15 protein-coding genes are annotated in these 19433 nt (G+C 69.4%); 4 read left to right on the forward strand and 11 right to left on the reverse strand.

All coding sequences use genetic code 11. The annotated features are described in order from the left end of the window. Positions 1-50 precede the first annotated feature (50 nt). The 3 genes from ASD25_RS15280 to neuC are packed head-to-tail and all read right to left on the reverse strand — an operon-like array spanning position 51 to position 3329. A complete protein-coding gene (locus ASD25_RS15280; RefSeq protein WP_056618406.1) occupies positions 51-1100 on the reverse strand; it encodes a nucleotidyltransferase family protein in 1050 nt (349 codons plus the stop codon). After that, on the reverse strand, positions 1100-2197 hold the full coding sequence (gene neuB, locus ASD25_RS15285; protein WP_056618410.1) for an N-acetylneuraminate synthase: 1098 nt from the start codon (positions 2195-2197) through the stop codon (positions 1100-1102). Before neuB ends, ASD25_RS15280 begins: the two co-directional genes overlap by 1 nt. Then, positions 2190-3329 (reverse strand): UDP-N-acetylglucosamine 2-epimerase, encoded by a 1140-nt coding sequence (gene neuC / locus ASD25_RS15290; protein WP_200943638.1) that lies wholly within the window; start codon positions 3327-3329, stop codon positions 2190-2192. The genes neuB and neuC overlap by 8 nt, the downstream gene beginning before the upstream one ends. Before the next feature lie 112 nt (positions 3330-3441). On the opposite strand from neuC, the gene ASD25_RS15295 reads away from it, so the two are divergent. Further along, entirely contained in the window at positions 3442-4074 is a 633-nt protein-coding gene (locus ASD25_RS15295) for a NeuD/PglB/VioB family sugar acetyltransferase (protein ID WP_082572443.1), read from the forward strand. 37 nt (positions 4075-4111) lie between these two features. Here ASD25_RS15295 and ASD25_RS15300 read toward each other — a convergent pair whose 3' ends face one another. Beyond that, positions 4112-5122 carry an NAD-dependent 4,6-dehydratase LegB gene (locus tag ASD25_RS15300; protein ID WP_056618415.1) on the reverse strand — a complete coding sequence of 337 codons (1011 nt, stop codon included), beginning with the start codon at positions 5120-5122 and terminating at the stop codon, positions 4112-4114. 177 nt (positions 5123-5299) lie between these two features. On the opposite strand from ASD25_RS15300, the gene ASD25_RS15305 reads away from it, so the two are divergent. After that, entirely contained in the window at positions 5300-6301 is a 1002-nt protein-coding gene (locus tag ASD25_RS15305) for a M48 family metalloprotease (RefSeq protein WP_056618417.1), read from the forward strand. Here the strand turns inward: ASD25_RS15305 and ASD25_RS15310 are convergent, their stop codons facing one another. From ASD25_RS15310 to gluP, 5 genes are all read right to left on the reverse strand, one after another. Then, positions 6302-6988, reverse strand: coding sequence for a cytidylyltransferase domain-containing protein (locus tag ASD25_RS15310; protein ID WP_056618421.1), 687 nt, complete (start codon positions 6986-6988; stop codon positions 6302-6304). Next, on the reverse strand, positions 6985-9195 hold the full coding sequence (locus ASD25_RS15315) for an AGE family epimerase/isomerase (RefSeq protein ID WP_056618424.1): 2211 nt from the start codon (positions 9193-9195) through the stop codon (positions 6985-6987). The genes ASD25_RS15310 and ASD25_RS15315 overlap by 4 nt, the downstream gene beginning before the upstream one ends. A 75-nt stretch (positions 9196-9270) precedes the next feature. Next, positions 9271-11331: a S8 family peptidase gene (locus ASD25_RS15320; protein ID WP_156389358.1), complete on the reverse strand. Its 2061-nt coding sequence runs from the start codon at positions 11329-11331 to the stop codon at positions 9271-9273. Positions 11332-11715: 384 nt separating this feature from the next. Then, positions 11716-12303: a hypothetical protein gene (locus ASD25_RS15325; protein WP_056618427.1), complete on the reverse strand. Its 588-nt coding sequence runs from the start codon at positions 12301-12303 to the stop codon at positions 11716-11718. Between the two features lie 106 nt (positions 12304-12409). Then, positions 12410-13702: a glucose/galactose MFS transporter gene (gene gluP, locus ASD25_RS15330; protein WP_056618430.1), complete on the reverse strand. Its 1293-nt coding sequence runs from the start codon at positions 13700-13702 to the stop codon at positions 12410-12412. Positions 13703-13896: 194 nt separating this feature from the next. Here gluP and ASD25_RS15335 point away from each other — a divergent pair, with 194 nt between their 5' ends. Next, positions 13897-14916, forward strand: coding sequence for an NAD-dependent epimerase/dehydratase family protein (locus tag ASD25_RS15335; protein ID WP_056618433.1), 1020 nt, complete (start codon positions 13897-13899; stop codon positions 14914-14916). Positions 14917-14973: 57 nt separating this feature from the next. Here ASD25_RS15335 and ASD25_RS30520 read toward each other — a convergent pair whose 3' ends face one another. Beyond that, positions 14974-15195, reverse strand: coding sequence for a hypothetical protein (locus ASD25_RS30520; protein ID WP_056618436.1), 222 nt, complete (start codon positions 15193-15195; stop codon positions 14974-14976). Further along, positions 15161-17776, reverse strand: a complete 2616-nt coding sequence (locus ASD25_RS15345; protein WP_056618438.1) for a pitrilysin family protein — start codon at positions 17774-17776, stop codon at positions 15161-15163. The genes ASD25_RS30520 and ASD25_RS15345 overlap by 35 nt, the downstream gene beginning before the upstream one ends. A gap of 294 nt (positions 17777-18070) precedes the next feature. Here ASD25_RS15345 and ASD25_RS15350 point away from each other — a divergent pair, with 294 nt between their 5' ends. Beyond that, a complete protein-coding gene (locus ASD25_RS15350) occupies positions 18071-19387 on the forward strand; it encodes an ammonium transporter (protein WP_056618441.1) in 1317 nt (438 codons plus the stop codon). The last annotated feature ends 46 nt before the right edge of the window (positions 19388-19433 follow it).

A 19433-nucleotide genomic window follows, 5' to 3' on the forward strand; every position in this document is an offset into this window, starting at 1 on the left:
GCGCCCCAAGATAATCCGAACGGAAGTCCGGAAAAGGGCAATGGGCCGCCCTAACCCTCGAACACAGCACCAAAATCGGCGTTCGCCTGCGCATATTCGGTCGGGCGGCCGATGTCCATCCAGTACCCCTCCGCGCGCTGCAGCCGGACGGAGAGTCCGCGCGCGATCATGTCGGCGATGAGCGACGGCATGTCGTAGAAGGCGTCCTTCGGGATCAGGTCCAGCACGGCGGGGGACAGGACATAGACGCCCGCGCTGATGGTGTAGCTCTGCGTCGGCTTCTCATCGATGCGCGTAACCTGCGCGCCGTCGGCGTTCACGACGCCGAAGGGCACCTGCATCTGGTAGTCGCGCACCACGACCGTGGCCAGGGCGTCCGACTGCAAGTGGGAATCCAGCAGGTGGCTGTAGTCGGCCTTGGCCAGCACGTCGCCGTTGGTGACCACGAAGGGTTCGTCGGGCGGCGGCATCAGGCTGAGCGCGCCGCAGGTGCCCAGCGGCTTGTCCTCGCGCAGATAGTGGATGTTCAGACCGAGGGCTGATCCGTCGCCGAAATGGCCCTCGATCTGCTCGGCCTTGTAGTTCACGGCCAGCCAGAAATTGCGGAATCCCTGCCCGGCCAGATTGCCGACGATGGTGTCGAGGATCGGCCGCGAGCCGACGGTCAGCATCGGCTTGGGCGTGTCTCGGGTCAGTTCAGCCAGCCGCTCGCCCTTGCCGCCGGCCATGATGACCACCGGATTGGTGCGAACGGGGATGTTGAGGAAGTCCTCGACCGTGACCATGCCGACCACCCGGCGGGCGGCGTCGAGGATCGGCAGCTGGCGCAGGCTGTGCGCCCGCAGGGTGGCCAGCATCGCCGCGGGGTCCTGATGCTCATCGGCGCAGACGGGGTTCCTGTTGGCGGCGCCAGCGGCGCGGTCCTCCATCCCCGCGCCCCTGATCAGGGCGCGGCGCACGTCGCCGTCGGACAGGGCCCCCAGCAGCCGGCGGTCGCCGTCGACGACCAGGGCGATGCCGGCCCCGGTCGAGTCGATCGACACCAGGGCGTCGCGGAACGTCGCCTCGGGCCCGACCAGGGCCTTTTCCCATTGACGCATCACTGTGTCCCCTGCCCGTCCTCGACGTGCGCCTCCAGCGCATCGTCGGGCGCATAGTCGCGCTGCGCCGCCGTGCCGATCAAGCGCCATTCCTCCATCGGCGACAGACCGTCCGCGGGGCGTTTTGCGGTCATGGCGTCGGGCGTCAGGATCTCGCCCCGCCGGATCGACCGGGCGGCGACCAGCGAACGGCGCGCGATGGCCAGATTGCCCAGCTCGGCCGGCGCGGGCGCCTTCTCCGGCCGACCGAGCGCGATCTCCACGTCGCGGATGCCCCGGACCATGGCGGCCAGTTCGTCCGGCTCCAGCGAGGCCGGATGATCGGGGCCCGGCCGGCTGCGGCTGAGGGTGAAATGCTTCTCGATGACGCAGGCGCCGCGAGCCACGGCGGCGACCGCCACGGTCTGACCCAGGCTGTGGTCGGAGTAGCCGACCTTCAGGCCGAAGGTCTGCGCCATCGTGTCCATGGCGCGCAGGTTGATGGCCTCCAGCGGCGCCGGATACTCGGTCGTGCAGTGCAGCAGGGTGACCTTTTCGCGCAGGGCCGCCTGACCGTCGGCGAAGGCGCGTTCGAGGTCGGCGGCGCCGGTCGGATCGCCTTCACGCGTCAGACCGAAGGCGATGACGGTCAGGGCCTGACGCACCTCGTCCAGCGTGGCCATGCCGGTCGAGACGATCAGCGGCGGCCCCACGCGGGCGGCCGCCAGCAGCATGGCGCCCCAGGTCAGGTCGCCGGACGGGATCTTGATCGCCGGCATGTCGAGGCCGGACAGAAAATCCAGGCTCTCCATATCGAAGGCGGTCGACATGAAGCGTACGCCGCGCAGGGCGCAGCGGTCCGCCAGCACGCGATGGTCGTCCCGGCTCAGCGCCAGCTTGCGCACCATGTCCAGCTGGGTCCCGCCCTCGCCGGTGTTGGTCTCCTGATAGGCGGCCTTCATGGCGCGCATGGTAAGGACGGCCTCGGGGACGAAGGTCTGGAATTTGACGACGTCGGCGCCGGCCTCGGCGGCGACGTCGATCATCCGGCAGGCGTCGTCCAGCGACCCGTCATGGTTCACCCCGGCTTCGGCAATGATGAGGACGGGATCATGCATGGGGCGGCTCGCCGTCGAAGAACCGCTTGCGCAGCAGGATGTCGCGGGGCGGGGCGGAGATCAGGACCTGAACAATGCGCGCCGAGCTCTGGCCGTCGCCATAGGGATTGTCGAAGCCGGGCACGTCGCCGGCCATGGCCCGAGCGATGGCGGCCGAGATCGCCGTCGGGTCCGCCTCGCAATGGATGACCGAGGGACCGGCCAGCCGGCCCGCCTGCCGCAGGCCGACGTCGACCGTCGGGGTGCGCACGGAGGGCGCCTCGGCCAGTCCGCTGGACGAGTTGCCGATCACGGCGTCGCAGGCGGTCAGCAGCGGCAGATAGGCCGGGCCGAGTGCGTCGTGCAGGCTGACGTTGCCGCGACCGGCGGCGAAGGCCTCAAGCGCGGCGTTAACCGCCATGCCGCCCGGATCGGCGTTGGCGCGGGTGATCCACAGCGTCACGTCCGTCAGCGGCTCCAGCGCCTTCAGCAAGGCGTCCAGTTCGGCAAGCCCCTTGTCCGGCAGGGTCGTCACCGGATGGAAGGTCACGAGCAGATTGCGCGCGCCGGGCGGACGACCCAGCCGGGCCTCCAGCGCATCGCGGGCCATCGCCGGGGCGCGGGCCAGCATGTCCAGCCCGGGGTTGCCGACGACGTGAATCCGGTCGGGCGCCTCACCCATGCGGGCGACGCGGCGGGCGGCGTCCGCGTGGGTGACCAGATGCAGGTGGGAAAGTTTTGTGATGGCGTGGCGGACGCCCTCGTCGATCGCGCCCTCGGTCACGTCGCCGCCGCCGATGTGGGCGATGGAGACGCCGGCCAGCATGGCGGCCTGGGCCAGGACCAGGGTCTCGAACCGGTCGCCGAGCAGCATCAGCATGTCAGGTTGCAGGCGCAGCAGCGCCTCGACCGCGCCGGTCAGGCACGAGGCGCTGGAGCGGGCGAGGCCGGCGGGATCGTCGGCGGTCAGGCCCATGGGCACGCGGGCGTCGATGGCGAACCCGTCAGCCTCGATCTGACCGACCGTCATGCCGTGGCGCGCTTCGAGATGGGTCCCGGTGACGAGGAGCTGGAGCGACAGGCCTTCGGCGGCGGCGATGTCGCGCATGGGCCAGGTCAGCAGGCCGTAATCGGCCCGCCCGCTGGTCGCCACGCAGATTCGCCGAGTCCCCAATCGCGCCTCCATGATGAAGCTGTAGGCTGCGCGCCTTAGCAACCTGCTACCATGCTAGGCGTCAGCTGCTACAATGTCCGGGGAGGATCTCATGCGAATTGGTTTGTGCGGAACAGGTGGCTTCGGTCGGGAAGTAGCGCCGCTCGCTGTTGGACAGGCAGGCGCGAGCGAGGTCTGTTTCGTTACACCGGAGCCGGGCGAGGGCGAATTGAATGGCTTCCCGGTCATGAGACTCGAGGAAACCCCGGCTGAAGCGGCCATATCGATCGCCATCGCGGATGCCGCCGTCCGCCGGCGGCTGGACACGGAACTGAGGGCCGCGGGGCGGTCGTTCGTTTCCATCGTCGCCCCGACCTGCGTCTTCCGCGGACCGTCGCAGATCGGAGAGGGCGCGATCCTCTGCGATCACGTCGTGATCACGGCCAACGTCGTGATCGGGCGGCATTTCCAGGCGAATCTGTTTAGCTACGTCGCCCATGACTGCGTCGTCGGCGACTTCGTCACCCTCGCTCCGCGCGTCTGTATCAACGGCAATACGGTGATCGAGGACGACGTCTATGTCGGCACCGGGGCTGTGCTCAAGCAAGGGACGCCAGACAAGCCGCTGCGCATCGGCCGCGGCGCGGTCATCGGCATGGGCGCAGTGGTGACGAAGGACGTGCCTGCCGGCGCCGTCGTCATCGGCAACCCGGCGAAGCCGCTGGACCGTCGGGGCCCGGCCTAAGCGGCGTGCACCGCCGCGAGGACTTGCTCGGACAGGCTCACAGCACGTACCGATCGGCCTTGTAGCGCGCCAGGTTCTCCGGATCGCTGAACCAGTCGATGGTCTGTTTCAGGCCGCGCGCAAAGCCCTCGCCGCCGCCGTATTCGGGCGACCAGCCTGTCAGGGACCTCATCAGACTGCTGTCGGCCCAGAGGCGTTCGACCTCGCTGGCCTCGGGGCGCAGGCGCTGGTCGTCGGTGACAATGGCCACGTCGCGGCCCATCAGGGCGATGATCTGGCGCGCCGTGTCGCCGATGGAGACTTCGAAGCCGCTGCCGGCGTTGACGGTCTGGCCCACAGCCGCGTCGCATTCCGCCAGCGCCTCGAACGCCCGCGCCGTATCGGCCACGAAGGTGAAGTCGCGGGTCGGATGCACGGCGCCCAGCTTGATCTCGCTCGCGCCCGCGGCGACCTGGGTGATGACCGTCGGGATCACCGCCCGCGCCGACTGCCGGGGCCCATAGGTGTTGAACGGCCGGATCACCGTCACCGGCGTGCCGAAGGCGGCGTGGAAGCTCAGCGCGATCTGGTCCGCGCCGATCTTGCTGGCCGAATAGGGCGACTGGCCCTGCAGCGGATGGGCCTCGGTGATCGGCACGAAGCGGGCGGTGCCATAGACTTCGCTGGTCGAGGTGTGGACCACCCGCTCGACACCCAGATCGCGCGCCGCCTGGACGATGTTCAGCGTGCCCAGCACATTGGTTTCGACGTAGGTCTGGGGCGAGTGATAGCTGTAGGGAATGGCGATCAGAGCCGCGAGGTGCAGCACCACATCGCACCCGGCCATGGCCGTGCGAACCCCGTGCGGATCGCGGATGTCGCCGGCGAAGACGTCCAGATTCTTGCGGATGTCCGCCGGGCTCTCGTCCAGCCAGCCCCAGCTTCCGAGGCTGTTGTACTGAACGAAGGCTCGCACGTCGCAGCCGCGCCGCACCAGCCGTTCCGTCAGATGCGAGCCGATGAAGCCATCCGCGCCGGTGACCAGTATGCGCTTGCCGTCCAGTCTCATGGGGTCCGTCCCGGGCGGCCGATGCGCCGTGGGGCCAAGGTGGTTGATGGCCGTTAAGGAACCGAAAAGGCGACGCTTGCCGCCATCGGGCTGCGGCGGAAAAGCGGGTTGCCTCCTCTGCGTCTATCCTGTTTCTGGGCGGGCCGGCTGTCCAATGCCTGCGATGCAAGCTGAACCATGCTGTCTCGTCGCCTGCTGTCCACGGTCCTCACCCTTGCGCTCGCTGCCGGCCTGACCGGTTGCGGGCAGGCTGCGGGCGGTTCGATGACCGCGGCGGTCGATGGGGCGGCTTCGCAGCGCCTGAGCACCCTGACCGCCCTCGATCAGCGCGTGGCCCGCGTGGCGCAGCGGTTGTCCGAGGCCAATGTCGAGCTGTGCCCCGCCGTCCGGCTGGCCGCTGGCTGGGCCCTGCATTCGGCCAGCCAGTACAGCAACGAGCTGCGGCCGCTCGTCCAGTCACGCTTCGGACTTGAAGGCGACCTGCCCGGCGTGCTGTCGGCGCCGCCCACCTCGGCGGCCGCCGAAGCCGGGTTGCGCGAAGGCGATCTGATCCTCGCGGTGAATGGTGCGGCGCTGAATACGGGTCCCGCCCGCATACAACCCGCCTTCGAAGGGCTGGCCGCCAATATCGCGATCCTCGATGGCGCCCTCGCCTCAGGTGCGGCCCGGCTCGATATCCGTCGGGGCGGCGAACCGGTGGTGCTGACCGTCGAGCCGCACCGGGCGTGCGGCTATGAGGTCCAGCTGAATCCTTCGGACGAGTTGAACGCCCGCGCCGACGGGCGGCGGCTGTTCATCAGCACGGCGTTGGCCGGCTTCACCCAATCCGACGACGAACTCGCCCTGATCCTCGGCCACGAACTGGCCCACCACGTCCTGCGGCACCGCACATGGAGCGACGTCGGCGGCGCGGGGCGTGAGGCCAATGAGGCTGCGGCCGTCAGCGGAGCCGGCGACAAGGAGACCCAGGCCGATCGCGTCGGCCTGTTCCTGACCGCCCGCGCCGGATACGACACCACGATCGCGCCTGCTTTCTGGCGCCGGTTCGGGGCCGCCAACTGGCGCGTCCGCTACCCGCAGCTGCGCCACGCCTCGGCGGAAGCCCGCGCACGCGCGCTGGAACAGGTTCAGGTGGAGATCGATGCGAAACGGGCGGCGGGCGGACCGCTGCTGCCCTGACTAGTCCGCAGCGCGTTCGGCGGCCAGCAGATCCTCGAGGGTGTCGATGTCGATCGAACGCTCGACCGGCATTTCATAGGCGGCCGTCTCGCCGGCCTTGCACAGGGTCCGTTCGGCCCTCAACCAGGCCAGATCCGCCGCATAGACGGCGCCGTTGATGCGGTACGCAGGCGGCAAATCCTGACGCCGCCAGCCCATGTCGGCCGGCTTTTCGACGAAGGGATTCAGCCGCCCCGCCGCATCCCGCTGGAAGATCAGATACGGATGGCATGGCGCTTCGCTGACCGACACGGCGCCCGGCGCGCCGCTTTCCGCCATCGCAGCCAGTGTCGCCTCGATGTCCGCGGCCGTCCTCAGCGGCGAGGTCGGCTGCAGCAGCACGACGACGTCATAGCCCGGCACGCGGTCGGCGGCGTCCAGCAGCACATCGATCGAGGCGGCCGTGTCGCCGGCCAATTCGGCCGCGCGCTGGAACGGCGCCTCGCAACCCAGCGAGCGGGCTGTGTCGATGATCTCCGGATCGTCCGACGACAGGATCAGCCGATCGATGCCCGGCGCACCCTGCGCCGCGCGGATGGTCCAGGCGATCAGGGGCGCGCCCCGGAACGGAGCGAGGTTCTTGCGCGGCAGACCCTTTGAACCGCCCCGCGCGGTGATCACGGCCAGAACGGAGCGGCCGCCGATCACGACCCGGCCTCGGCCGATCCGCCGAGCTCCGGCACGGCGCCCGCCGACGCCCTCACCTGCTCGTACGCGACCATGATGTGGTACAGCGAGCTGGCAGGCGCCGGCTCGTCAATGAAGCCGCCATCGGCTCGCATCTTGTCGCGCCACAGGCCCGACGGCTCGAGATAGCGCTGCAGTCCCGCCATGGCCTTGCGCGCATCGTCCACCATCAGGATCCGGCGACCGCCCTCGGCTGTCTCCGCAAGGATCAGCGCCGCCTTCAGTCGCTCGGTCTGGGGCCACAGCCGGGCCTGATCCGAGCGAACGGAAAGGTCCTCGTTGAGCGCATCTATGGCCACGCCGCGCGCCTGATCCACACCGCGCGCGCCGATGTCGTACAGCCGGATCGCCGCCTCCAGCGCCCAGGCCTCGCCGCGCAGACGGCCCCAGCGCGTCAGCAGCCAGGCCCATTCGAACTGATGCCCCGGCTCGACCAGCCGGCCGTCCTCGCCTGCCGCCGGCGTCCATGTCTCGTCGAAGAATTCGCGCAGGAAGCCGCCTGCCGGATCGATGAAGGCGCGTCGGGCGAGGGCGACGATCTCATCCGCCATGGCGCGCCATTCACGCCCGGGCTCGATCCCCTCCCACGCCATGCAGGCCTCGAGCAGATGCATGTGCGCGTTGGCCTGATACGGACGGTCGCCCGTCTCGCGCCAGCCGCCCGCCGGAACGCGCAGCACGGCAAGGGCCTCGCGCAGGGCGTGGGCCCGCTCGGACATCATCATCGGGGCGATCCCGGCCCTGGCCGCAGCCGCGAAGGCGAACAGGGCGAAGGCCTGATCGTAGAGCGAGGCGCTGTCGTCGAGCGCGGCGCCGTCCGCAGAGATCCGCGTGCGGTACAGGTCGTCCGGGCGCCGGTTGGTCGCCTCGAACCGTTCCAGCCCGCGACTGACCAGCGACCGCCACGGTCCGGCCCAGCCCGACGCCCCCGCGACCGCATAGACATAGGCCTGACGCGTCTGCACCCGGGCCCGGCGGAAGTCGCCGACGGGCCGGCCCGACAGGTCGATCGCCTCCCGGAAGCCCCCGTCCTCATCCACACCGAGGGCCGCCCACATCGGCAGGGCGTTCAGCCGCATCCAGCTGTCGAAATAGCGCGCCCGTTCGGCCAGCGTGCCGCCCGCCTCCCACCGCCCCTTCGCATGGGGCGGAGAGATGTCGCGCAGTCGTTCGACCAGCCCCTTCACCTCCTGCGCCCGGTCCAGACTGCAAACCAGAACGGCGTCACGCTCGGCGATGATGGCCAGATTCGTCACTCCGGCGGTGGCGACGACCATGCCTTCCGCCGCCCGCACCAGTCCGCTGTCGCCGTCAGCGGCGATCCAGACGCCGCGATCGCCGGAGCCGCCGTCCGCGACGGAGTCCCACGCCCCCAGATCCGACCAGTGGTAGTCGACCGGCAGGACCGAGATGCGGCGGCTGTGCTCCATGACCGCATAGTCGATGGAGATTTTCGGGGCGGTCCTGAAGACGTCGGACAGCAGGACAACCCGACCCGCGTCCTGTGGCGCGGCCGCGCGCGCGACACGGGCCACATCGGGCGCGAACGCCTCGAGCTCCTCCAGCAGGACCGAGGCCCGCACCATGAAGTTGCCGCTGTTCCACAGATAGCCGTCGCGCACATGGCGCTCCGCCAGCGCCCGGTCCGGCTTCTCGACGAAGGCCGCCACGGGCGACAGGCCCGGGCCCTCGGGCCGGATATAGCCGTATGACGTCGCGGGGCCGGTGGGCCGGATGCCGAAGGTGACGATCCGCCCGGCCTCGGCCGTCGGCAGGGCCTCCCGCACCGCGGCCCGGAAAGCCTCGGCGTCCGGTATGTGATGGTCCGACGCCACGAACAGCGCGACCCCGTCGGGCGCAGCGCGCGCGATCCACGCCGCCGCCGCCGCCATGGCCGGCGCCGATTCCCGGCCCTCAGGCTCAAGCAGGATGGTGGCTTCCAGTCCGAGCGCGGCCAGCTGGTCGTCAACGAAGCCGCGATGCGCCTGTCCGGATACGACCAGCAGCCGTCCGCCCCCGTGTGTCAGGGGCGCCGTCCGCAGCGCCGTCTCCTGGAACAGGGACAGATCGCTGGCCAGATCGATGAACTGTTTGGGGCGGGCAGGCCGCGAGGCCGGCCAAAGCCGCGTCCCGGCGCCCCCACACAGAATGACCGGAAATATCGCCACGCTTGCTCCCCTTTCAGGAGGCATAGCCGGGCGAACGGCCGGCGGCAAACATGCTCCCGCCGACCGCCACGGGCCCTAGAAGGTCTTTCCCCAACTTCCCATCAGGGTGAAGGTCGTCGGCGACGCCCGCACATTCTGGTCGTCGCGCGTGACCATGCCGCGCAGGCTCACCGCTGAACCGTCGCCCAGCCGGTGCACGCTGCCCAGCGACATGTCGATCTGACGCCCGCTCGGCGTCGCCGAGAAGGCGCGCTCCGAGAAGGTCAGTTCGTCGAAATAGCGGGCCGGCGCATCCGGCAAGTAAGCGCTGAACACGCCGCTTTCCGTCCGCAGGGGCTGGGAAACCGACCAGGTCAGGGTCTCGCAGCCGAGGCCCAGCTGCTTGCAGAAGGTCGTCAGACCCAGGGCCCAGGTCGAGCTGATCGCTGTCTCCGACAGGCTGAGGAACCGGCCTGTCAGGTCCGTGCGCGCCCAGCCCATTTCGGCGTTCAGGAACAGGTTGGAGCGCAGGGCGAACTGGCCGCCGACCGAGCCGAAGGTGGTGGTGCTGGGCAGGGCGAAGCCGGAGTCCAGAGGCGCATAGGAGCCGAGCGGCCCCATCTTCTCGTCCAGGCCTCCGACCGCGAAGCGCAACCGGCTGGTCGGGGAGGTCTGCCAATCGGCCGCGAAGCGCGCATAGCTGGAAACGTCTTCCTCACGCGCCTGGAAGGGCATGGCGCGGTCGCCCACGCCCGTGTCGGCCGTCAGGGTCACGGCCCCGACGGTCACGGCGCCCAGCCAGGCCCGGTCGACCTGGGCAAGGGAGGCGAAATTGTCGCCGGCGCCCAGCTGGAACGGCGAGCGGGCGCCGTTGCGGCCCTGCCAGTAGGCGACGGCCCCGCGTCCGGCCGAGAATTCCACCGTCATGTCCTCGCGGCGGCGCTCATCCAGCCAGGGCGTGATGACGCTGGTCGAGGCGGCCAGATCCCACGGACTGTCCTGAACCGCCGCGCTGGTGGTGAGGGACAGCCTCGAGCCCATCGGCCCCTCGGTGGTCAGCCGCGCCTGCTGGCGCGGCGCCTGGGGCAGCATGTTGGCGGCGCCGCGCGGGGCCATGCCGTAGCTGCCGGCCAGATCGACCCGGAACAGACGTTTGTAGTCGTCGTGTCCCACGGTCTGCAGGCCGCCCCCGGCTTTCCTGAGGGCGTCGCCGAACGCCGCGCCGGTGTAGGCGAACCGTTCAGCCGTCACCGACACGCTCCCGCTGCTGGTGCCGACCTGGGTCGAGCCAACCGGCTGGAAAGCCTTGGTCAGGTCCAGCAGGCCGCGGCCATAGACGGCGTCGATCCCGGGAGCGCCACCATCCCGCGCGGTGGTCAGAAGAATCTGGACCGCATCGCGGCCCGTCAGATTGGGGAAGGCCTGCAGCAGCAGGGCCAGGGCTCCCGCGACCGCCGGCGACGAGAAGGAGGTGCCGTTGACCCGGAAGCAGCTGGTGCCGTCGCAGCCGGTGATGATGTCGACGCCCGGGCCGCTGAGATAGCCCGCCGCCGCCACCCCCGCGCGATTCGAGAAGCCGGCCATGACGTCGGAGCTGTTGTGGGCGCCCACCACGATGATACTGCCGGCGAAGCGGGGATCGACGGCGTAGCGGCCCGGCCATTCCGGATTTCCGCCGTCAGCGCCGGCTCCGTCATTGCCCGCCGAGATGGCGAAGACCAGACCGGCGTTGACCGCGCGCAGCAGCGCGGCCTCGAAGGCCGGCGTCAGGGCGTCCGGGCCGCCCAGCGACATGTTCACGACCCTGACGTTGTTGGCGATCGCATAGTCGATCGCCCGGGTCAGGTTGGCGGAGCCGAAACAGACATCGTCCTCGGGATCGTCGTCGCAGTCGCCGGTCGTATCGGCGCGGATCGACACGATGGTCGACTCATAGGCGACGCCGACGGTGCCGAACCCGTTCACCGCCGCGGCGATAACCCCTGACACAAGGGTCCCGTGGTCGTCAGGCCCGTCCGGCGTGAGCCGGCCCACCACGACGTCTGTCGATGTGGTCGAGATGCGCCCGGCGAGATCTGGCTGGGAAAAATGGATGCCGGAATCGATGACGCCGACATTGATCCCCAGACCCGTCGCCCCTGCGTTCCAGGCGGACATCGCCCGGATATTGGCCACGCCATAGTTCCGCAGATACTCGGCCGAGCTCGAGGACGGCGGCGGCGTCACCGGCGGCGGAGGGGGAGGCGGCGGCGGAGGGGGCGGTGGCGGCGGAGGCGGGGGTGGGGGGGGAGGAGGCGCCGGCGGCGTGACGATTCCGCCCCCGCCTCCGCCGCCGCCACCACCTCCACAGGCCGCGAGCGGGGTCAGAACGGCGGCGAGAAAGAGAGCCCGGGACACCAGTCCCACGGAAAATCGGCTGCGCATGTAATTACCCGACCTGGCCCCACAACGACCCTAGAGGCCGTATTGCCGGTTAGGCAATGGTTACAATGACTTTCACCGCGGTAAACATATTGCGAGTTCACCCCTCGCCGACCGTGCTCAGACCCATGGCGCAGGCGTGATCGCTGGCTCCGGAGCCGGCGCGGGCGCCGACGTCTCCCGCCATGCCGCCGCGGGATTCAGGGCCGCCGTCGCTTCCAGAAAGGTCCCCGGCTTCATCGACGGTTCCCGCGCCGTCCGGAGACCGGCGACCCGCGCCAGATCGGCGATATAGCTGATGCAGTTACGACGCCGCAGGTCGTACAGCGACCCCTCCGGCCCGTTCCACCATTCCGAGCGCGCGCGCACCGCCCGGTAGACCGCGTCGCTGACCGTCAGTCTCAGATAAGGCTTCCCCTCCCCCACATAGCGGGCCTCGGGCGTCGCCACGATGCCCGGACCGTTAGCCAGCAGCAGATGGGGGCCGGGATATTTCGCGGTGAAGCCCGCCGCCCAGTCGACGGGGTCGCCGCTGTCGTCCAGCGTTCCCGAGGCGTGGACATAGGCGTGGGGGAACAACAGCTCTCCCCCCCGCACGCGCGCGCCGGGATGGGCGTAGAAGGTCAGGGTCACCGCCGCCCAGGCGGGGGCGGCCATCAGGGCCAGGGCGAGACCCAGCAGCCCCGCGCGTCTCATCATGGCGATCATTCAGCTCTCCGCGCCCCGCGCCCCGCGCCATCCTGCGAGACCGGGACCCAAACGCGCAAGGGCCGCCGACGATGCCGCCGGCGGCCCTGCCGTGTCGTTTACAGCCTCAGTGGCCGCCGGGCGTCGCCGCGACGGTGGTGTTCCGGGTCTTTGCGCGCGAGGCGGCGATGGCGAAACCGACCAGCAGCAGATAGCCGACCAGCGGTACATAGAAGACCGGGTTCAGCGTGGCTGCATTGTCGGCGATCTGGCCAGCGACCGGCGGCAGGACGGCGCCGCCGATGATGCCGAACACCAGCAGCCCCGAGGTCGCCGGAACCGGCGCCGTCGACCGCTCCAGAGTCAGGGTGAAGATGGTCGGGAACATGATCGAGTTGAAGAAGCCGATGGCTATGGCGGCATAGGCCGCGGTAGTCCCGCTGGTCTGGGTGACGACGAGGCACAGGGCCGCCGCCACGGCGGTGTTGACGATCAGGATGGTCGTGGCCGGAATCTTTGTCAGCATCAGCAGTCCGCCGACCAGACGCCCGACCATGGCCCCGCCCCAGTACCAGGCGACCATGCTGCCGGCGGCGGCCAGCGGGATGTTGAGAATCTGCGGGCTGTGCAGGAAGTTGGTCAGCAGGTCGCCGATGGTCACTTCGGAACCGACGTAGAAGAAGATGGCCAAGGCGCCGAAAACGGCCCACGGCGACTTCAACGCCACCAGCGGCGACATGCGGTCATCGGCGCTCGGGGCCGGGGCGGCGGCGTTGATGGTCTTGCGCGCGCTGAAGATGAAGCCCGCCACGACGGCGAAGAAGACCGCGACGGCGAGGAAGGCCAGATCGATGCTTCGCAGCGACTCGGCGCGCGATGCCGGGTCGGTGATCACCGCGTCAGCGGCGAAGACGCCTCCGGTCAGCAGGATCGGCGCCGCTATCAGCGGCCCGAGCGTCGTGCCCAGCGAGTTGAAGAACTGCGAGAAATTCAGCCGCGCGTGCGAGCTCTTCTGCGCCCCCAGCGCCGCCACGAGCGGATTGGCGCCGACCTGCAGCAGGGTCACGCCCGAGGCGATCACGAACAGGGCGATCAGCACGCCGGGGTAGAAGTCGGCCAGGGTGGCGATCGGCACGATCAGGCAGCCGGCCACCATGGTCACCAGCGCCACGATGATCGCCTTGCTGTAGCCCAGCCGGCCGAGGATGGCGGCGGCGGGGATCGAGGCGATGCCGTAGGCGATGAACCAGGCGAAGGTGGTCAGCGTCGCCTCGGTATAGCTGAGCTCGAACACGCGCCGGACCGCCGCGATCAGCGGTCCGATCAGCGAGGTCACGAAACCCCAGGCGAAGAACAGCGTGGTCACATAGGCGAAGGCGAGGCTCGTGCCCTTGCGCGGCGCGCTCTGGTTGTCGGTCATATCTCTTCCCTGGGATCGCCGCATCGTCCCCGCGTGCGGCTGTTGGCGTCTTTGGTTTCATCCGTGGGCGGTCTCGTCCAGCAGTTTGAGCCCGATCGTAACCAAAAGTGGCCGCCGCCGGCGTCACGCGCCCTCGCGGCCGGAGACGGAGGGATGATCTGGCGCATCCCGCCGGGCGGCGCTAACGAAGGTCCATGAGCAACGGTCCCGTCCTCGTCACCGGCTCGGCCGGCTTCATCGGCTTTCACACCGCGCAACGTCTGCTGGCGCGCGGCGAGACCGTGATCGGCGCCGACAATCTCAACAGCTACTACGATCCGGCGCTGAAACAGGCGCGGCTGGACCGGCTGTTGACCCAGCCGGGCTACATCCATCATGGACTGGATCTGGCGGACCGCGAGGGCATGGCCGCCCTGTTCGCGAAGCACGCGCCACGCCGTATCGTGCACCTCGGCGCCCAGGCCGGTATCCGGTACAGCGTCGAGAACCCCGAAACCTACATCGACTCCAACGTCGTCGGCTTCCTGACCGTGCTGGAGGGCGCGCGGGCCACCCGCGCGGAGCATCTGGTCTTCGCCTCCACCAGTTCGGTTTTCGGGGCGAACGCCGCCCTGCCCTTCTCGGTGCAGCAGGGCGTGGCCCACCCCCTGAACGTCTATTCCGCCACCAAGATCGCCAATGAAGCCATGGCCCACGCCTATGCCTACATCTTCGGCATCCCCAGCACCGGCCTGCGCTTCTTCACCGTCTATGGACCGTGGGGCCGGCCCGACATGGCCCTGTTCAAATTCACTCGCTCGATCCTCGAAGGCCGGCCGATCGACGTCTATGGCGCCGGCGCCATGGAGCGGGACTTCACCTATGTGGACGACATCGTCGACGGCGTGATCGCCGCCCTCGACACGCCTCCCGCCAAGGACCCCGACTGGAAGGCCGAAGCCCCGTCCCCCGCCACCAGCGGGGTGGCGCCGTGGCGCGTCCTGAACCTGGGTGCCGGTCGTCGGGAGAAACTGGCTCGCTACATCGAGGTTCTCGAACAGGCCCTCGACCGCAAGGCCGTCCTCAATGTCATGCCAACGCAGGACGGCGAGATGACCCGCACCGAGGCCGATGTCGACGAGACCCGCGCCCTGCTGGGCTACGCCCCCTCGACGCCCATCGACGTCGGGGTAAAGCGGTTTGTCGACTGGTACCGCGACTTCTACCGGGTCTGACCCACGAGAAAGGGCGGGACCGTCCCCGGCCCCGCCCCCATCGTTGATCCGCCGAGCCTACTGGACCGGATTGCCGTAGATATCGACCACCTGCACATCGGCGAAGCCGAGCGCGCGGATCTTGGGCTCGATCGACGCCCGGTCGCCGACCACCACCCAGGTCGTGGGTCCCGAGCCGACCACAGCCTGGGCGGCCACGGCCGCCTGGGCGGCGGTCATGGAACTGACCGTCCCGGCATAGGTGTCATAGTAATTTTCCGGCACGCCCCAGACGACCATGTTCGAAAGCTCGCCGGAGATGGCCGCATTGGTTTCCCAATTGCCGGCCAAACCCTGCACCATGTTCGCCCGGGCCGCCTCGATCTCGGCCTGGGTCAGCGGACGCGTGCACCTCGGTCAGTTCGCGGCGCAGTTCGGCCAGGCTCTCGGCCGTCTTGTCCGACTGCACCCCGGCGCTGACCGAATAGATCCGGTCGCCGCGGCCGTACGGCACGCCGCCGCCGGCGCCGTAGGACCAGCCCTTGTCCTCGCGCAGGTTCATATTGATCCGGCTGGTGAAGGCGCCGCCGAGGGCGGTGTTCATGGTGTCGATCGAGGCTTCGGTGGCCGGATCGAATGCGGGGGCGATGCGGCCGGCCAGGATGGTCGACTGCGGTCCGGCGCGGTCCACGATCAGGATGCGCGGCTGGCCCGAGTGCTCGGGCGCATCGGCCAGACCCGGCCGGGCGGGCATGGGCGCCGACGGCGCCCGCCAGCCGGCGAAGGCCCGCTCCAGCTTCGGCGTCAGCTCGGCCAGGGTGGTGTCGCCGACCACGACCAGCGTCGCATTGTCGGGGCGGAACCAGGTGCTGTGCCAGGCCTCGGCGTCGGCCGGGGTCAGGCTCGCGACCGTCTGCTCCGTGCCGGAGCCGGGACGGCCGTAGGGGCTGGTCGGGCCGTACATCTCGCGGCTCAGCACCCGGGAGGCGATCGCGCCGGGGGTCCGGTTCGACTGCTGGATGGCCGCGACCTGAAGGGTCCGCGTCCGCTGGAAATCCTCCTGCCGGAAGGCCGGATTCAGAACCACGTCGGCGAACAGGTCCAGCGAGGGATCGAGGCGGGCCGACAGGGCCGTCATCGTCACATTGGTCGAGTTCGTGCCCGAACCGGCGCCGAGCGTGGCGCCCAGCAGCTGCAGCCGGTCGCTGATCTCGATCGCCGTCAGATCGTCGGTGCCGTTGGTCATGACCTGCGGCGTCAGCTGGGCCAGCCCCGCCTTGTCGTCGCTGTCGACCACCGCGCCGGCGTCGAGGATCAGGTTCATGCTGACGGTCGGCACGCTTTCGCGCCGCACGAACATGACCTTCATCCCGTTCGACAACTGCGCCCGCTCGATGCTCGGGAACACCGCCTGCGGGGCCGCGCCGACCGCCGGCACGCCGGCCGTGCGGTCCACGCCCTGGGCGACGGAATAGTCGGGGAAGGGCAGGACCTCGAGGGAATAGCTGCCGTCCGTCAGCCAGCGGCGGCCCGCGTCGGTCAGATTGCCCGGACGGGCGTCGACGACGCGCTGATAGCTGTTCCGCCACGCCGCCGGGCCGCCGTAGAAGACCTGCGACTGGGCCAGCAGATCGGACTTGCCGCCGAAGCCGCCGATCCGCTCCAGCCCGCGGATGTAGCCGGCCGCCGTCTGGGTGCGCACGCGCTCCAGCTCCTCGGCGGTCGGACCGTCGCGCAGCAGGCGCGCCATTTCCTCGTCGACGATGGCCTCGATCCGGTTCAGGTCGCCGCCCGCCTTGGCCGTGGCCGTGACGATGAACTGGCCCGCGATCTGGCGTCCGCCGGCGCCGGCGGAGACCGCCGTGGCCAGTTGCTCGTCAATGACCAGCCGCTTGTAGAGGCGCGACGAGCGACCGGACGCGAGCACGTTGCCCAGCATGCCCAGATAGTCGGTGTCGGCCTCGCCCGACGGGGTGCTGTTCCAGACCTTGTACAGGCGCGGCTGGCCGACGCGGTCATACATGACCTCGCGCTGGGCGCCGACCATCGGCACGACCATGCGACGCGGCTGGGTCACGGGCGGGCCCGAGGGAATGTCGCCGAAATAGCGCTCGACCTTCTCGCGCGCCTGCTCCGGCGTGATGTCGCCGGCCAGCACGATCACGGCGTTGGCCGCGCCATAGTAGTCGCGGAACCACTGCTGCACGGTCGGCAGGTCGGCGGCGTTGAGGTCCTCCATCGAGCCGATGACGGTGTGGCCGTACGGATGCTCGTCGGGCCAGGTCGCCGCGGTGATGGCGTTGAAGACGCGGCCATAGGGCTGGTTCTCGCCCTGGCGTTTTTCGTTCTGCACCACGCCGCGCTGCTCATCGAGGCGCGCCTGGTCGATGGCGCCCAGCAGGTGGCCCATCCGGTCGCTTTCCAGCCACAGCATGGCGTCCAGCGCCGAGGTCGGGACGTTCTGGAAATAGTTGGTGCGGTCGGTGTTGGTGGTGCCGTTCTGGTCGGTGGCGCCCAGCAGCTCCGTACCCTTGAAGAAGTCCGTGTTGTAGTTCTCGGACCCGTTGAACATCAGGTGTTCGAACAGGTGGGCGAAGCCGGACCGCCCCTCAGGCTCGTTCTTGGAGCCGACGCCGTACCAGATGTTGACCGCCACGATCGGCGCCTTGTGGTCCTCATGGACGATCAGGGTCAGGCCGTTGTTGAGGACGAATTTGGTGAAGGCGATGTCCACCTCGGGCAGGGGCGCCAGGCGCTCCTGCGTGGCGGGCGGGGCGATGGCGGCGGCGGACGGCGGCGCGGTTTCGGCGTGGGCGGCGGCGGCGATCAGCAGGGTCGATGCGACCCCTCCAAGCAGGGCGAGACGGCGGGCGTTGCGCATGGTGTTTCCCCAGAACTGCGATAACGGCGAATGGCCGGAAGCAGTGACACCCGGACAGCCCCAGCGCGCAATATGTGAATCATTGCAACTCCGTAATGAATACCGCAGGTGCGATGCTTCCAGGTCGGTTTGTGCTCGGAGCCACCGGCTTGGCCCAGCTGACGCAGCGTCACCGCGAAATATTGCGCCGCACACGAAATGAATTGCCTTGTGCGCTGCAATAGGCTCCTTTCCATTTCCGCGGCGTCGAACGCGGTTCGGGCCGACTCATTCTGACTCCGGACCGGAACCGCGATGAACGCTCGCCTCCCCCTCGCCGTGTCGACCATCAGCGTCGGCGCCCTCGCCGCCGGTCCTGCCCTCGCGGCTCCGACCCTGCTCGCCCATCAGACCCCGCTGGTGCTGAACGAGGCCGCGACGGCGTGGATCCTGACCTCCACGGCGCTGGTCCTGCTGATGACCCTGCCCGGTCTGGCGCTGTTCTACGGCGGCATGGTGCGGCGCAAGAATGTCATCGCCACCATCGCCCATTCGACGGCCGCCCTCGCGATCGTCACCGTCCTCTGGTTCATCGTCGGCTACAGCCTGTCCTTCGGCTCCAGCGGGCCTGCGACCAACGGCTTCATCGGCGGTCTGCAGGCCGCCTTCCTGAACGGCGTCACCCCCTCTACCGCGCACAGCCTCGCGGCCGGCCTGCCCGAGTTCCTCTGGATCGCCTACCAGCTGACCTTCGCCATCATCACCCCGGCCCTGATCGCCGGCGCCTTCGCCGAGCGGATCAAATTCTCGGCCTCCATCCTGTTCTTCGTCCTGTGGCACCTGCTGGTCTATGTGCCGATCTGCCATCAGGTCTGGGGCGGCGGCTGGATGGGCTCGCTGGGCGTGCTCGACTTCGCCGGCGGCTCGGTGGTGCACGTCAATGCGGGCGTCGCCGGCCTCGTCTGCGCCCTCGTGCTCGGACCGCGCCACGGTCACGGGCGAGACAATATGGCGCCGCACAACCTCGCCTTCACCGCCATCGGCACCGGCCTGCTGTTCGTCGGCTGGCTGGGCTTCAACGCCGGATCGGCCTGGGCCGCGGACGGCATCGCCGCCATAGCCGCCTTCAACACCATCCTCGCCGCCGCAGCCGCCGCCATCGGCTGGACCGTCGTCGAGTGGATCGACCACAAGCGCCCGACCCTGCTCGGCCTGCTGTCCGGCATCGTCGCCGGCCTCGTCGGCATCACCCCGGCCGCCGGCCTCGTCGATCCCAAGGGCGCCTTCATCATCGGCATCCTCGCCGGCCCCGCCTGCTACGCAGGCGCGGTCTGGCTGAAGCGCACGTTCAGATACGACGACAGCCTCGACGCCTTCGGAGTGCATGGCGTGGGCGGCATCGTCGGCGCCCTGCTGACCGGGGTTCTGGCCACCGCCGCCATCAACCCCGCCGCGGCGAACGCCAACCTGCTGAACCAGTTGATCGGCCTGATCGCCGTCATCGCCTGGAGCGGGATTGGCACCTTCCTGATCCTGATGATCTGCAAATTCACCACCGGCCTGCGCGTGGCGAAGGAGGAGGAGATCGAGGGCCTCGACTACACCCAGCACGGCGAGACGATTCACCAGTAAGGGCATGTCGGAAAGCCGACGCAACGCCGCACAAAGCTTGGCGTTG

Source organism: Brevundimonas sp. Root1423, from assembly GCF_001426805.1.

Excerpts from the sequence above, each read along its gene's own strand:
- ASD25_RS15280 (WP_056618406.1), bottom strand. The coding sequence starts at position 1,100 with ATGCGTCAATGGGAAAAGGCCCTGGTCGGGCCCGAGGCGACGTTCCGC.
- neuB (WP_056618410.1), bottom strand. The coding sequence starts at position 2,197 with ATGCATGATCCCGTCCTCATCATTGCCGAAGCCGGGGTGAACCATGAC.
- ASD25_RS15295 (WP_082572443.1), top strand. The coding sequence starts at position 3,442 with ATGCGAATTGGTTTGTGCGGAACAGGTGGCTTCGGTCGGGAAGTAGCG.
- ASD25_RS15300 (WP_056618415.1), bottom strand. The coding sequence starts at position 5,122 with ATGAGACTGGACGGCAAGCGCATACTGGTCACCGGCGCGGATGGCTTC.
- ASD25_RS15305 (WP_056618417.1), top strand. The coding sequence starts at position 5,300 with ATGCTGTCTCGTCGCCTGCTGTCCACGGTCCTCACCCTTGCGCTCGCT.
- ASD25_RS15320 (WP_156389358.1), bottom strand. The coding sequence starts at position 11,331 with ATGTCCGCCTGGAACGCAGGGGCGACGGGTCTGGGGATCAATGTCGGC.
- ASD25_RS15325 (WP_056618427.1), bottom strand. The coding sequence starts at position 12,303 with ATGATCGCCATGATGAGACGCGCGGGGCTGCTGGGTCTCGCCCTGGCC.
- gluP (WP_056618430.1), bottom strand. The coding sequence starts at position 13,702 with ATGACCGACAACCAGAGCGCGCCGCGCAAGGGCACGAGCCTCGCCTTC.
- ASD25_RS15335 (WP_056618433.1), top strand. The coding sequence starts at position 13,897 with ATGAGCAACGGTCCCGTCCTCGTCACCGGCTCGGCCGGCTTCATCGGC.
- ASD25_RS30520 (WP_056618436.1), bottom strand. The coding sequence starts at position 15,195 with ATGGTCGTCTGGGGCGTGCCGGAAAATTACTATGACACCTATGCCGGG.
- ASD25_RS15345 (WP_056618438.1), bottom strand. The coding sequence starts at position 17,776 with ATGCGCAACGCCCGCCGTCTCGCCCTGCTTGGAGGGGTCGCATCGACC.
- ASD25_RS15350 (WP_056618441.1), top strand. The coding sequence starts at position 18,071 with ATGAACGCTCGCCTCCCCCTCGCCGTGTCGACCATCAGCGTCGGCGCC.